Consider the following 14019-nt stretch of genomic DNA (forward strand, 5'->3'; position numbering starts at 1 on the left):
TCGCGACGGGATCGCGACGGGATCGGCGGTACGCGTGCGCTCGCGGGCGATGCGGGTCGTGCCTGGTTGCAGGGGGTGTCCGGGGGTAGCGGGAGGGCTCTGCCGCTTGAGGAGGACCTAGCGATGCGTCCGCGTTCCATCCCGTGTTCCAGCCCGCGTCCCGTCTCGCGTCCCGTCTCGCGTCCCGTCCCGCGCCCGGTCCCGCGTCCGGTCCCGCGTCCCCTCCCGCGTCCCCTCCCGCGTCCCGTCGTCTCCGCTCTGCTCGTCGTGGCCCTGGCGGCCACCGGCTGCGCGAAGGCGGAGCTGGACGACGCCAACCGGATTCCGCAGAACGACGGGGCCAACGCCGACGTGGGCGACAGCCTGCGCCTGCGTAACGTCTTCCTGCTGCGCGGCGCCGGTCAGGACGCGTCCGCGCCACCGGAGGCCCTGTTCGGGGTGCTGATCAACGAGGCCGGGCAGCCCGACCAGCTCGAACGGATCACGGTCGAGGGAGGCGGCTCGGTGCAGCTCGCCGGGCCGCTCGCGCTGCCGCCGAACCAGGCGGTCGGGACCGGCAACCAGCCGCTCGGCACGGTCAGCGGCGTGCGGGCGGGGACGGTGCCGATGACGTTCACGTTCAGGGAGGCCGAGCCGGTGCGGATGATGGTGCCGGTCAAGACCCGGACCGGTCACTTCGCCGATCTGCCGGCCGCCCCGCCGGCCCAGCCGTCCCCGACGACCCCGGCCACCGCCCCGCCCTCACCGTAAGCCGAGTGAGTCGGTCAGCGTTCTGGCCGCCTGGGTGACGAGTTTGCCGTATTCGGCGCGCAGCGCCTCCGGCATGCGGCTGGCCGGGGTGGAGACGCTGAGGCTGGCGACCGGCCCGTCGGGGCCGAGCACGGCGGAGGCGACGGCGGCGATGTCGGAGCGCCACTCGCCCCGGTTGTCGGCGTAGCCCCGCGCGAGCACCGCGTCCAGCTCGGCCCGCAGCGCGTCGGGGTCGGTGATCGTGGTGCCGGTGTAGCCGAGCAACGCGCCGGCCGGGCGGTGCAGGTGGGCCAGGACGGCCTTGCCGTTGGCCGAGGCGTGCAGGGGCAGCCTGATGCCGAGCGGCAGCACGATGCGCAGCGGCTTGTCGGTCTCCAGCCGTTCGATCAGCACGACCGCGTCGCCCTCGGGCACCATGAGGTGGATCGTCTCGCCGGTACGCTGGCGCAGCTCCTCCATGACCGGCATGGCCGCGTCGCGCAGCCCCAGCTCGGTCGTACGCGCGATCTGCAGCGCCTTGCTGGTGACCTGCCAGCGCGTGACCTCGCCGCCCGCGGGCCTGATCCAGCCGGCCTCGTTGAGCGTCTTCAGCGAGCGCTGCACCGTGCTCTTGGGCAGGCCGAGCCCTCTGGCCAGCTCGCCAACCCCGATCGGCTGGCGCGCGGCGACCTCTTCGAGCACCCGGAGGGCGTTGATCACGTTCTGCATCATTGACTCCTCTACGGGCTGATTTTAATGTTAATGAACCGCACGGCGGCACACTGTGCCGTGTGATGGCACGGAAGGTGGAAAACCAGTGGGCCGGCACTTCCTGCAGATCCCCGGGCCGACGAACGTTCCCGACCGGGTGCTGCGCGCCATCGCCCAGCCCACCATCGACCATCGGGGGCCCGCCTTCGCCCTCCTGGCGAACGAGCTGCTGGAGCGGCTGAAGGGCGTGTTCGCGACGAGCGGCCCCGTCGTGGTCTATCCCTCCTCCGGTACGGGCGCCTGGGAGGCGGCGCTGGTCAACACGCTGTCGCCGGGTGAGAAGGTGCTGGCGTTCGAGACCGGGCACTTCTCCTCACTGTGGTGCGAGATGGCCGCCCGGCTGGGCCTGGTCGTGGACCTGGTGCCGGGCGACTGGCGTCACGGCGCCGACCCCGCCGCGCTGGCCGAGCGCCTCACCCCCGACGTGGCCGCCGTGATGGTGGTGCACAACGAGACCTCGACCGGAGTACGCAGCCGCGTCCCCGAGATCCGCGACGCCCTCGACCGGGCCGGTCACGACGCGCTGCTGCTGGTGGACACGATCTCGTCGCTGGGCTCGATGGACTACCGCCACGACGAGTGGGGCGTGGACGTGACCGTCGGCTGCTCGCAGAAGGGGCTGATGCTGCCGCCGGGGATCGGCTTCAACGCGGTCAGCGAGAAGGCGCTGGCGCGCCGGGGCCGGCTGCCGCGCTCGTACTGGGACTGGGATCCGATCATCGCGTCCAACCGGCAGGGCTTCTTCCCGTACACGCCGCCCACCAATCTCCTGTACGGGCTGCGCGAGGCGCTCGTCATGCTGGAGGAGGAGGGCCTGGCGGCGGTGTTCGCCCGGCACGACCGGCACGCCGAGGCGACCAGGCTGGCCGTGCGCGGCTGGGGGCTGGAGGTGCTCTGCGCCGACGAGCGCGAACACTCCAGCTCGCTGACCGCCGTACTGATGCCCGACGGCCACGACGCCGACGCGGTCAGGCGGCTGATCCTGGAGCGCTACGACATGTCGCTCGGGACGGGCCTCGGCCGGCTGGCCGGGCGCGTCTTCAGGATCGGGCATCTCGGCCACTTCAACGACCTCATGCTGGCCGGCACGCTGAGCGGGGTCGAGATGGGGCTGCGCGAGGCGGGAGTGCCGATCAAGGAGGGCGGCGTCAGGGCGGCGCTGGCTCACCTGGAGGGCGGCCGATGAGCCTGGGGCGTCCGGCAGGGCTGGGGCGTTCGGCGGACCCGGCGCGCCCGGCCGGCAGCCTGGCCCGCGAGCTGGCCCCGATCCTGTCCGGCGACGTCAGGGACGACCCCTACACCAGGCATCTCTACTCCTCCGACGCCAGCATGTACGCCATCGAGCCGCTGGCCGTCGCCTTCCCCCGCCACGCCGACGACGTGCAGGCCCTGGTCGCGGCCTGCGGCGAGCTGGGCGTGCCCATTCTGCCGCGCGGGGCGGGCACCAGCCTGGCCGGGCAGACCGTGGGCGCGGCCGTGATCGTGGACTTCTCCCGGCACATGAACCGCATCCTGGAGATCGACGGCCGCACCGCCCGGGTGCAGCCCGGCGTCGTCCAGGACCAGCTCAACCGGGCCGCCCGCAAGCACGGGCTGATGTTCGGCCCCGACACCTCCACCAGCAACCGGGCCACGATCGGCGGGATGATCGGCAACAACTCCGCCGGCAGCCACTCCGTCCTGTACGGCTCCACCATCGACCACGTGCGTGAGCTGCGGGTCGTGCTCGCCGACGCCACCACCCCCGACCTGGCCACCGACGCCCGGCTGACCGCCGCGGTCGCCGAGGTGCTGGACGGGCTCGACCTGTCGGGCTTCCCGCGTTTCTGGCGGCACTCGGGCGGCTACCGCCTCGACGCCGCCGCCGGCGGCGACCTGACCAGGCTGATGGTCGGCTCGGAAGGCACCCTGGCCGTGGTCACCGAGGCCACCGTGGACCTGGTGGAGCTGCCCAGGGCCAAGGCCATCGCGGTCGGCCACTTCACCTCGACCCCGGCCGCCATCGCCGCCACCGCCGACGCCCTGTCCTTCGGCGCCGCCTCGGTCGAGCTGCTGGACAAGGCCATCCTCGACCTGTCCAGGCAGCGGGTGGACTACGCGGGCCTGGGCGACATCCTGGAGGGCGAGCCGCAGGCGCTGCTGTTCGTGGAGTTCTTCGGCGACGGGCCGGCCGAGGTGGCCGACCGGGTCGGCAAGCTCGCCGCCACCTGGAAGGCGAACGGCCACGGCTACCACACGCTCAAGGCCGTCACCGCGCGGGAGCAGTCGGCGGTGCTCAAGGTGCGTAAGGCGGGGCTCGGCCTGCTGATGGCCTCCAGTGTGGGCAGCCGCAGGCCGCTCGCGTTCGTGGAGGACACGGCCGTGCCGCCCGAGCGGCTGGTGCCGTACGTGGAGGAGTTCGCCCGGATCCTCGACCGGCACGGGCTGAGCGCCGGCTTCTACGGTCACTGCTCGGTCGGCTGCCTGCACATCCGGCCGTTCGTGGACCTGCGCGCGCCCGGCGGGGTCGAGACGATGCGGGCGGTGGCCGAGGAGGTCGCCGAGCTGGCCGCCAGGCACGGCGGCGTCAACTCCAGCGAGCACGGCGACGGGCTGGCCCGCTCCGAGTTCAACCGGCGGCTGTTCGGCGACCCGATCTACGAGGCGATGCGGCAGGTCAAGCAGATCTTCGACCCGCACGGCCGGCTCAATCCCGGCAAGATCGTGGACGCGCCGCCGATGACCGACCACCTGCGCGACCCCGCCAGGCCCGAGCCGAAGCCCCTGGCCACCACGCTGTCCTTCGGCCCGGGAGGCATGCACGCGGCGGCCGACCGGTGCATGAACATCGGCGTGTGCCGCAAGGACGACACCGGCGTCATGTGCCCGTCGTACATGGCCACCCGCGAAGAGGAGCACTCCACCCGCGGCCGCGCCAACGCCCTGGTCAAGGCGCTCTCGTCGCCCGATCCGAAGCGGGAGCTGGGCGGCGAGCGGCTGCACGGCATCCTCGACCTCTGCCTGGAGTGCAAGGCGTGCCAGTCGGAGTGCCCGCTCGGGGTGGACATGGCCGCGATGAAGAGCGAGTTCCTGCACCAGTACCAGCAGGAGCACGGCGTGCCGCTGCGCTCGCGGGCCTTCGGCGCGATCAGGACGCTCAACCGGCTCGGCTCGGCCACCGCGCCGCTGTCGAACTGGCTGGCCGGCACCGTACGCGGCCCGCTCCGGCTGAGCCCGCGCCCGCTGCCCCGATTCCGGCGTGACAACCTGCTGCGCTGGTTCGCCCGCCGCCCCGAACGCCACCCCGACCGCCTTTCCGACCGCCGCCCCGAGCTGGCGGGAACGCGCGAGGTCATCCTGCTGGCCGACTCCTTCACCACCTTCACCGAGCCCGCCGTCGGCCGCGCCGCCGTCGAGCTGCTGGAACGCGCGGGCTACCGGGTGCGCCTGGAGTCCAGGGGCTGCTGTGGGCGCTCCAGCATCTCCAAGGGCCTGCTCGACCAGGCACGGACGATGGCCGCCGACCTGGTCGGCCGCCTGGCCGGCTCCGACGCCCCCGTCGTCGGCCTCGAACCGTCCTGCCTGCTCACCCTCAAGGACGAGTACGCCGCCCTGCTCCCCGGCGACCCCCGGGTGGCCGCGGTCGCGGCCAGGGCCAGGCTCGTCCCCGAACTGCTGGTGGAGGCCATCGACGACGGCTCGCTCGTGCTCGGGGACGCGCTCAAGGATCGCCGGATCCTGCTGCACGGCCACTGCCACGAGAAGGCCGTCACCGGCACCACCGCCACGCACGCGCTGCTGTCCAGGATCCCGGGAGCGGAGGTGACGGAGATCGACGCCGGCTGCTGCGGAATGGCCGGATCGTTCGGCTTCGAGGCCGAGCACTACGACCTGTCCATGAAGATCGGCGGTCTCCGGCTCTTTCCGGCGATCGCCGCGTCCTCACCCGACACCCTGCTCGCGGCCACGGGGGTCTCGTGCCGCCAGCAGATCGCTCACGGCGCGTCCCGCACCGCTGTTCACCCGGTCGAGCTGATCCATCGGGCGGCCGGGCTGCCATAACACGTTCGGGGGAGATCGGAGTACGCAGTGTCCGCAGAGCTCCTGTCCATTCTCGCCCTCATCGTCATGTTCGTCGTGGCCACCCTCTTCCCCGTGAACCTGGGAGCACTGGCCCTCGTCGGCGCCTTCCTGGTCGGCACGCTGGCCGCCGGCATGGAGACCGACCAGATCCTCGACGCCTTCCCCGGCAGCCTCTTCGTGATCCTCGTCGGGGTGACGCTCCTGTTCGCCATCGCCACCAACAACGGCACCGTGGACTGGCTCGTACGGGCCGCGGTGCATCTCGTACGGGGGCGGCTGGCGGCCATCCCGCCCGTCGTCTTCGTCATCTCCGCGCTGCTCACGGCCGTGGGGGCGCCGGCGCCCGCCGTGGCGGCGATCCTGGCGCCGATCGCGTTCGGGTTCGCGGCCGACTACCGGATCCATCCGATGCTGATCGGGCTCATGGTCGCGCACGGGACGCAGGCGGGGGCGTTCTCGCCGATCAGTGTGCTCGGCGGGATCGTGAACGGCGTCACCGACGAGGCGAACCTGCCCGGGAACAACCTGGTGCTGTTCCTGTCCAGCTTCGCCTTCAACACCGCGGCCGCGGCGATCGTCTTCTTCGTCTTCGGCGGCCGGGACCTGCTGCGGCGCGGCTCCCTCGAATCCCTGCCCGGCACCACCCCCGCCCCGGCCGCTCCGTCCGGGCCTGCTTCGTCCGGGCCTGCTTCGTCCGGGCCTGCTTCGTCCGGGCCTGCTTCGTCCGGGCCTGCTTCGTCCGGGCCTGCCCCGTCCGGGAGCACTTCGTCCGTAGCCGGCTCGGAAAGCACCTCCGGCGGTGGCGGGGTGGGCACCGCCACGACCCAGGACACCGCGACCGGCGGCGGGCTGCGGCTCACCCCGCACCAGGCGCTCACGCTGACCGGCATCGTCGGCCTCTGCGTGGCCGTGCTGGCGTTCAAGCTGGACGTCGGCCTGACCGCCGTCACCGTCGCCGTCATCCTCTCGCTCACCTCCCCCAAGACGAACAAGGGCGCCGTCGAGCGGGTGGCCTGGCCGACCGTGCTGCTGATCTGCGGCGTCGTCACGTACGTGGGCGTGCTGCAGGAGATCGGCACCGTGGACTACGTCGGCTCGGCGGTGGCCGCGATCGGCATCCCGCTGCTGGTCGCGCTGCTCATCTGCTACGTCGGCGGCGTCGTGTCGGCCTTCGCCTCGACCGTGGGCATCCTCGGCGCGCTGGTGCCGCTGGCCGTGCCGCTACTGTCGCAGGGCAGCCTGGGGCCGATCGCGATGATCGCGGCGCTGTCGGTGTCGTCGGCCATCGTGGACGTCAGCCCGTTCTCGACCACGGGGGCGCTGCTGGTGGCCAACGTCAGGGGCATGGAGAGGGACGACTTCTACCGCAAGCTCCTGGCCTACGGCGCCGTGGTCGTCCTGGTCGGCCCGGTGGCCGCCTGGGCCGTGCTGGTCGCGCCCGGCTGGCTGGGCTGACTCGCGGGTTCGCCCGGGAGGTGGGCAGGCCCAGGCTCCGGGAGAAGGGCCTATCGCGTGGGCTCCGGGGGAGGTTTCATCGTAGGCACAACCCGATCGTGGAGGCAGACCGTGGCATTTCAGCTCATCGTTCTCTACAACCACCCCGAGAGCGCCGAAGCCTTCGACAAGCACTACGACGAGACGCACGCCCCGCTGGCGGCCCGGCTGCCGGGGCTGCGCTCGTACACGGTCACGCGTCCCGCCGCGGCGGGCGACCAGCCGCCCGCCTACCACCTGGTCGCGGTGCTGACCTTCGACGACGAGGCGGCGTTCGGCGCGGCCATGGCCGGAGAGGAGGGCAAGGCGGCCGTCGCCGACCTGGCGAACTTCGCCGGGGCGGGCGCCACGATGCTCACGGGCCCCGCCGGCGTGGTGGTCTGACGCCACGATGCTCACCCGGGTTCACCCGGGGTTCCCCCCGGCCCGCGGGGGCGATGGTCTGACGCGGGCCGGGAGACCGGCGGCCCCGCGAACTCAGTTGATCGAGGGGGCGGGTATCGGCACCCGCCCCTTGTAGGGGTCGACGCGGCTGAGCGCGCCGCGGGCGATCGCCTTCACGTCGGAGTCCGAGAACTCCTCCGCCAGCGCGATGCCCAGCGCCACGAACAGCTCCCGCGTCTCCGCCACCGTGGGCTGGGCGCTGAGCCGCGGCGCCCGGCCCAGCTCCAGCAGCCGGGTCTGGTCGAGGCTGTTCTCCAGTTCGACGTTCCACGGGTGGTAGTGGTCGCTGTCGCGCGGGATCGCCAGCCCGGGGAACTCGGGGCCGCGCTGGGTGATCACGAGGTGGGTCGAGGTGAGGTCGCAGCGGAACAGCGAGAAGGTGTCGGCGAGCCCGATCTTCAGGTCCAGCAGCCGGCTGTTGCGCTGCTGGTACCAGCAGGCCGCCAGAATGGTGGAATAGACGTCCTTCCGGGTGTCGAGCGGCGTCCAGCCCTTCTCCTCGGCCCCGTCGGACGACAAACTCTGGTGCAGCTGCGTGTACGCCGCGCACAACGTCTCATTCGTCGGGTCGAGCAATTCGAGCAGAAACCGCATCCGCCGCCGCGTGGATTTCGCGCGCTCCACGCATTCCGGCAGGGTGACCCCCCGGATGTAGGTTCCGGTGCCACCCTTGAACAGCCACAGATCGCTGTCCTTACGCGCCTCGGCCAGTAACCGGGTGATGGCCGCCCCGTTCAGCGACTTGACGGAATCGCCGCTGGACAGCAGTTTCCACATGCCGTCGGTCGCCCGCGTCACCGCGGCGATCTGCTCGGCGACCCGGGCCTGCCGGTTCCTGTCCCTGATCCACACGTACGCGAGCAGCGCCAGGACCGGCAGGATCAGCTTGTCGGACTGACCGTCCTCGAACACCTCCAGCAGATCGAGGATGCTGACGGCGGCGGCCACGAGCAGCACGATGCCGAGGTCGAGGTTGGACATTGCGTTGCGGAGCCGCGTCGTTACCGTCGTCATAGCTTGTCGTTTAACCGGCCGGACGCTTCCCGTCAAGCGTTCATCACCGTCCGGCACCGCCCGCCGCCCGTTGAAGCGGCAATGGGGCGATTTTCTCGCGGAAATGACGGCCGCCACTTCCACCGCCGTTTCCGCCCTCGTTTCCACCGTCGCTCCCGCCCTCGTTTCCGCCGTCGCAGAGTCACCACAGAGTCACCCCAGGGCCGGCGCAGGGCAGTCGCACACTCTGACCCGCCGTTTGGTAGCCTCCGTTGCTCTTGATGTGATGCGATGGAAGCCGTAGCGGGGCGGTCGATCGAAGCAGGGGTGTGATGACGGAGTCGCCCGAATCGCGGGACGACAGTACGGGAACCCGGCGCGGGCGCAAGCCCATCCGGCCGGATCCCGAGTCCGGCCCCGTCGCGCTGTTCGCCCATCGTCTCTGGGAGCTCAAGGAACGGGCCGGCGACCCGTCCTTCGCCGACATGGCCTCCCGCCTCGGGGCGGCGGCCTCGAAGTCGTCCCTGGCGGCGGCGGCCCGGGGCAGCGCGCTGCCGAGCTGGGAGACCACCTGGGAGTTCGTCCGGGTCCTGGCGGTCGACCGGCTGGGCGGCGACCCGGAGGAGGTCAGACGCGAGTGGCGGACCCACTGGGAACAGGCCGCCAACCTCGGCTACCGGGACGACCTCCTCGCCGGGCAAAGCGGAAGCGCCGCACCTGACCATCCCGTCCACGGGCCGCCGCCGTCCACCGGCGCGCCCGCGCGGGAGCACACCCCCCTGGCATCCGAGCACCGGCCTCCGTTCACGGACCGGGAACTCTCGTCCGGGGAGCCGCAATCTCCGCCCGCCGGCCACCTGCCCCCGTCGGCGGACGACCGGGCGTCTGGGTCCGATCACGAATCGTCGCCCGCCGACGGTCCTCGGCCCGCACCCGCCTCCCCCGGTCGTCCCGCGTCGGGCAAGCGGCTGACCGTGCTGGCGGCCGTCACCGGCGTGGTGGGCGTGGCGGCGATCCTCATCGGATGGGTGCTGCCGCTCATCACGGGCGACGCCAGGACCGGGCCCGGCACCGCGACCAGCCCGAGCCCGTCCGCCCCCCAGTCCCTCACGCCGTTCGACGACTCGAAGTTCGAGAAGGACGTGACCTACCCCGACGGCACCGTCGTCCAGGCGGGCGAGTCCTTCGACAAGACCTGGCGCATCCGCAACGCGGGCAATGTCCCGTGGCACGGCCGCTACCTGACCCGCATGAACGACACCCCGTGCAAGGCGCCCAAACGGGTCGGGATCGGGCCGGTCGCCCCGGGCGAGTCGGTCGACATCACCGTACGCGTGCGCGCCGCCGACTCCCCCGGCCGCTGCAAGATCTACTGGAAGATGACCGACGAGGACAGCACTCCGCTGCTCGCGGGCAAGCGGCCGATCTTCCTCGACGTCACCGTGGCCTGACCCTCACATTCCATGGCCACCGCGGCCGCATGCGCCGGTCAGGGCCAGCTCGGCGCCGGTCGGGGCAGGGGGTTGGCGCCCTCGGGGCGCAATCCGTCGAAGATGATGGCGAGGTAGCGCCGCCACAGGTCCGGCTCCGGATTCGCCAGGAACCCGATCGCGTGCACCGGCGCGCAGATGAGCAGCAGCACATCGGTCCCGGTGATGTCGGCCCGGACGGCGCCCGCGTCGCGGGCGCGGTCGACCAGCGATCCGATGCTCGCGTGGAACTCGTTGCGGAGTTCGCTCACCTCGGAGTCGCCCTCGGCGACCGTCTGCAGGAACGCCAGGTCATGTTGCCGTTGCCCGCCCGCGGCCACGGTCAGGAACTCCAGCAGCGCCGCCCCGGGATCGGCCGAGTCGAGCAGTCGCCGGGCGACGGCGGTGAGCGCGGCGAAGTGATCGCCGACGATCGCGGCGATCAACTCCTCCTTCGTGGCGAAGTGGGCGAAGACGGTGCCCTTCGCCACACCCGCCCGGCGGGCGATGTCGGCCATCGAGGCGTCTATGCCCCGCTCCGCGAACTCGTCCGCGGCCGCGGCCAGGAGGAGCTCGCGGTTACGTGCCGCGTCCGCGCGCAGGGGGCGGCGATCAGGCCTAGTCACAGGCGAGATTCTAGCAAGTTGACCGAGAGGTCATGTTGTGGATAGGTTCACGAAGTCAACTTGACCCAGCGGTCATTTTACGACCACTGGGGTCAGCGGGTCCGATCTCAGGAGAGTCACCGATGGAACTGCACGGCGCCACCGCACTCGTCACCGGCACGAACCGCGGCATCGGCCACCACTTCGCCGTCGAGCTACTGCGGCGCGGGGCGAAGGTCTACGCCACCGCCCGCCGTCCCGAACTCGTGGACGTCCCCGGCGCCGAGGTGCTGCGCCTGGACATCACCGACCAGGAATCCGTCGAGGCGGCCGCCGCCGTCGCCACCGACGTCGACCTCCTGATCAACAACGCCGCGTTCACCGCCGGCGGGAACCTCGTGACAGGCGACCTCGACGCCATCCGGCTGACGATGGACTCGAACTACTACGGCACCCTCGCCATGATCCGGGCGTTCGCTCCCGTGCTGGCCCGCAACGGCGGCGGCGCCATCCTCAACGTCCTGTCGGCCGTGGCCTGGACCACCGTCGACGGCAACACGTCCTACGCCGCCGCCAAGTCGGCGCAGTGGGGCCTGACCAACGGGGTCCGGGTGGAACTGGCCGGCCAGGGAACGCACGTCGCCGCCCTCGTCCCCGGGCTCATCGCCACGGAGACGTTGCGGGACTTCGCCGCGAACGCCGGAGTCGAATTCCCCGAAGGCACGCTGCTGGACCCGGCCGACCTCGTCCGGCTCGCCCTGGACGGGCTGGAGGCCGGGGAGATCGAGATCCTCGACCGGATCGGCGCCGAGGCGAAGGCGACCCTCACCGGCCCGCCGCGCGCCTTCAGCCTGGAAGCCGCCGCGGCCGCCTGACGCGGCCGCCACGCCCAAGCCGTCCCGCCCACCGCTTGGACCAGCCGACGTGTCAGGGCAGGGACGGTGTGTCAGACAGGGCCGGCGCGGCAGGCGGCGCGTCGGTCCAGCCGACCTCGATCAGCGTCTTCCGGTACGACCACTCCGCGGACGCCTTGCCGCCGGACGTGCCCAGCTGGTCCTGTGCCAGCAGCACCATCCTGCCGGTGTCGACGATCATCCGCACCCTGGTCGACGGCGCCCGCTTCGCCTTCCCGCCCGGCCTGTCGATCACGAGGGCGGCACCGGATCTGCCCAGTTCGTCCTTGGCCTCGCCGTGGACGCGGGCGCCCGGCAGGGACAGCAGGGCCTGGTAGGCCGCGGCACGGACCTGCTTCGGCGCGGGAATGTCGTGCAGGAGCATCGGCAGGGTCTCCTCGACCCAGGCGGCCAGGTCCATCTCCCGGCCGACCCGGCCCGCCTTCATGAGCCACGCCTTCAGCCGGGCCGGGTCGGCGGGCAGGCGCTGGATCTCGTCGTAGGTCAGCCGCTGCCCGGCGAACTCGAACTGGTCACGGCCCTTCGGCGCCGCGGTCAGTGAGCCCCTGCCGGGCCGGGTGGACAGCTTCACCGTCTTGCCGTCGAGCGTTTCGCTCCACGTGGAGGGGGAGCCGTCGCGCTGCCACGCCTTCCGGTCCGCCGCGGTCTTGGGCCGCACCCCCAGGAGCCGGCCACCGAACCAGGCCCTGCCGTCGGGGGCGTTCCACCGTACGCCGACGAACCGCTCGACCAGCGAATAGGGGTGCGCTCTGGTGCCGAATCGCCCAGGATGGGTTTCCGTCATCAGCGTTCTGGTGTGCCAGTAGGCCCCCTCAGGAGGCGTGGCCGCGACGGCCGGCGGCGTGCCGAGGACGGCGGCGCCCGCGGCCAGGGCGACACTCAGAGTGATCAGCCGCCGGGTCGGCGTGGTCGTGGACGTCATCGGTTCGCTCCATCGATTCGAAGTCACAACCATGCACACAGCTGAGCCGTGCGAACGGTTGCCCGCGAAATGTTCGCACGAGCGGGCAACCGTCACGAGGGACGAAGTGTGTTAGGAGGCGTGAGATCGGACGGAGAACCGTGAGTGACCTGGAACATGACTTCGGCGCTTTCGTGGCCGCGCGTGCCACGAGCTTGTTACGGGTCGCCTACCTCGCCTGTGGTGACGCGACGGAGGCCGAGGATCTGCTGCAGACGGCGCTGGAGCGTACCTACCGCAAATGGGATCGGGTGGCCCGCTACGACAATCCGGATGCCTACGTGCGGCGCGTCATCGTCAACGCCGCCATCAACCGCGCCCGCCGCCGGGCCATCCTCACCATCATCCCCATGCACAGCCCGCCGGAGACGGCGATCCGGGCGGGCGACCCCGACCTGTTCCAGGTGCTCATGGGTGCGCTGCGCGCGCTGCCGCCCCGCCAGCGTGCGGTGATCGTCCTGCGGTACTGGGAGGACCTCACCGAGACGCAGACCGCCGAGGTGCTCGGATGCTCGGTCGGCACGGTCAAGAGTCAGGCGTCGAAGGCCATGGCCAAGCTCCGTTCGGCGCTCGGCCGGGAAACACTGGAAGGAGCGATCACCGATGCCCACGCTTGAGGAGGAGATCCGCCGGCTCATGGCGGAGGGGACGGCGGGACTGCACGCCGCGCCTGACCTGGCGGGCCGGGTGGTGCGCTCCACCAGGGAGAGGAGGCGCAGGGTCAGGATCGCGGCGGTGGCCGCGTCCGTGGCCGCGTGCGTGGTCGTCACCCCCGCCGTCGCCTTTTTCACCATCGGTACGACTCCCACGGCCGGTGAGCGGAGCACGTTCGCCACGGCACCGGAACCGCCCGCCATCGACGACACCCCGCCCATGCCGTCGGCCCCGCCGAGCCTCGGGGACCTGGGCGACGGCAGGGAGTTCGGGCGGATGAAGGTGGGATACCTGCCCGACGGGCTGGAGTGGTCGGGCCGGTCGGCGGACTGGGGCGACACTTACCAGGTCACCTACGCCTACCGGGGCGACGAGAAGGGCTCCTACCGGCTCGTGATCATGGTGTACGAGGGGAGCGCCGTCCAGGAGGTCGAGCAGCGGATCACCGCGTACCGCGACGAAGCGGACGGCAAGGCGGTGACCGTCGGCGGCCGGAGCGGCTATCTGGTCGTGCAGCACGTCGGCGAGGACGGCATGAAGGGCACCCCCACCCTGTTCCTGCGGACGAGCGACAGCCAGTGGGCCGAGATCGGCTTCAGCCCGGTGTACGCCGCGGAGTACTCCGGCGCCGAGGCGGTCAACGCCGAGTTGCTGCGGATCGGGCAAGGGCTCACCTCCACGTTGTGAGCGCGTTGTTGAGCACGTTGTTGAGCACGAGGGCCGCCGCGTGCGGCCACCGGCCTGAACGGTGGCCGCCCCTCATGGCGGCGGGGGTCAGCGGTAGGCGTCGGCTTGGAGGGTGTAGAGCTCGGCGTAGAGGCCGTTGTAGGTCATGAGGGTGTCGTGGTCGCCTTGTTCGGTGATGTGGCCGTGGTCGAGGACGTAGATGCGGTCGGCGTAGCGGACGCTGGCCAGGCGGTGGG

13 protein-coding genes are annotated in these 14019 nt (G+C 71.7%); 9 read left to right on the forward strand and 4 right to left on the reverse strand.

The genetic code is table 11. The annotated features are described in order from the left end of the window. Window positions 1-123 precede the first annotated feature (123 nt). On the forward strand, window positions 124-750 hold the full coding sequence (locus AB0C28_RS29715; RefSeq protein WP_358079073.1) for a hypothetical protein: 627 nt from the start codon (window positions 124-126) through the stop codon (window positions 748-750). Here AB0C28_RS29715 and AB0C28_RS29720 read toward each other — a convergent pair. Further along, complete coding sequence (locus AB0C28_RS29720; RefSeq protein ID WP_358079076.1) at window positions 742-1449, reverse strand: IclR family transcriptional regulator; 708 nt, start codon at window positions 1447-1449, stop codon at window positions 742-744. The two genes, AB0C28_RS29715 and AB0C28_RS29720, sit on opposite strands and share 9 nt — an antisense overlap. A 97-nt stretch (window positions 1450-1546) precedes the next feature. Here AB0C28_RS29720 and AB0C28_RS29725 point away from each other — a divergent pair, with 97 nt between their 5' ends. The 4 genes from AB0C28_RS29725 to AB0C28_RS29740 all read left to right on the forward strand — a co-directional run bounded on the left by AB0C28_RS29725 (window position 1547) and on the right by AB0C28_RS29740 (window position 7440). After that, window positions 1547-2686 carry an aminotransferase class V-fold PLP-dependent enzyme gene (locus AB0C28_RS29725; protein ID WP_357836057.1) on the forward strand — a complete coding sequence of 380 codons (1140 nt, stop codon included), beginning with the start codon at window positions 1547-1549 and terminating at the stop codon, window positions 2684-2686. Further along, a complete protein-coding gene (locus AB0C28_RS29730; protein WP_358079079.1) occupies window positions 2683-5541 on the forward strand; it encodes an FAD-linked oxidase C-terminal domain-containing protein in 2859 nt (952 codons plus the stop codon). Before AB0C28_RS29725 ends, AB0C28_RS29730 begins: the two co-directional genes overlap by 4 nt. A gap of 27 nt (window positions 5542-5568) precedes the next feature. Then, window positions 5569-7017 (forward strand): SLC13 family permease, encoded by a 1449-nt coding sequence (locus AB0C28_RS29735; protein WP_358079082.1) that lies wholly within the window; start codon window positions 5569-5571, stop codon window positions 7015-7017. A 111-nt stretch (window positions 7018-7128) separates the two neighbouring features. Then, window positions 7129-7440, forward strand: a complete 312-nt coding sequence (locus tag AB0C28_RS29740) for an EthD family reductase (protein ID WP_357836065.1) — start codon at window positions 7129-7131, stop codon at window positions 7438-7440. 93 nt (window positions 7441-7533) lie between these two features. Here AB0C28_RS29740 and AB0C28_RS29745 read toward each other — a convergent pair whose 3' ends face one another. Beyond that, a complete protein-coding gene (locus tag AB0C28_RS29745) occupies window positions 7534-8514 on the reverse strand; it encodes a hypothetical protein (protein ID WP_357836068.1) in 981 nt (326 codons plus the stop codon). Between the two features lie 311 nt (window positions 8515-8825). Between AB0C28_RS29745 and AB0C28_RS29750 the strand changes: the two genes are divergently transcribed. Then, on the forward strand, window positions 8826-9944 hold the full coding sequence (locus tag AB0C28_RS29750) for an NBR1-Ig-like domain-containing protein (RefSeq protein WP_358079085.1): 1119 nt from the start codon (window positions 8826-8828) through the stop codon (window positions 9942-9944). 38 nt (window positions 9945-9982) lie between these two features. Here AB0C28_RS29750 and AB0C28_RS29755 read toward each other — a convergent pair whose 3' ends face one another. Further along, the gene (locus AB0C28_RS29755) at window positions 9983-10588 is read right to left on the reverse strand and encodes a helix-turn-helix domain-containing protein (RefSeq protein ID WP_358079088.1); all 606 of its coding nucleotides are present in this window, start codon (window positions 10586-10588) and stop codon (window positions 9983-9985) included. A 122-nt stretch (window positions 10589-10710) separates the two neighbouring features. On the opposite strand from AB0C28_RS29755, the gene AB0C28_RS29760 reads away from it, so the two are divergent. Beyond that, window positions 10711-11442 (forward strand): SDR family NAD(P)-dependent oxidoreductase, encoded by a 732-nt coding sequence (locus AB0C28_RS29760; RefSeq protein WP_357836077.1) that lies wholly within the window; start codon window positions 10711-10713, stop codon window positions 11440-11442. A gap of 52 nt (window positions 11443-11494) precedes the next feature. Here the strand turns inward: AB0C28_RS29760 and AB0C28_RS29765 are convergent, their stop codons facing one another. Beyond that, window positions 11495-12403, reverse strand: coding sequence for a hypothetical protein (locus AB0C28_RS29765; protein WP_358079092.1), 909 nt, complete (start codon window positions 12401-12403; stop codon window positions 11495-11497). Between the two features lie 140 nt (window positions 12404-12543). Between AB0C28_RS29765 and AB0C28_RS29770 the strand changes: the two genes are divergently transcribed. Continuing rightward, window positions 12544-13059: a SigE family RNA polymerase sigma factor gene (locus tag AB0C28_RS29770; protein ID WP_357836083.1), complete on the forward strand. Its 516-nt coding sequence runs from the start codon at window positions 12544-12546 to the stop codon at window positions 13057-13059. Then, complete coding sequence (locus tag AB0C28_RS29775; protein ID WP_358079095.1) at window positions 13046-13783, forward strand: hypothetical protein; 738 nt, start codon at window positions 13046-13048, stop codon at window positions 13781-13783. Before AB0C28_RS29770 ends, AB0C28_RS29775 begins: the two co-directional genes overlap by 14 nt. Window positions 13784-14019 lie beyond the last annotated feature (236 nt).

The sequence above is a fragment of the Nonomuraea sp. NPDC048892 genome, assembly GCF_040649735.1.
Classification (GTDB): domain Bacteria; phylum Actinomycetota; class Actinomycetes; order Streptosporangiales; family Streptosporangiaceae; genus Nonomuraea; species Nonomuraea maheshkhaliensis.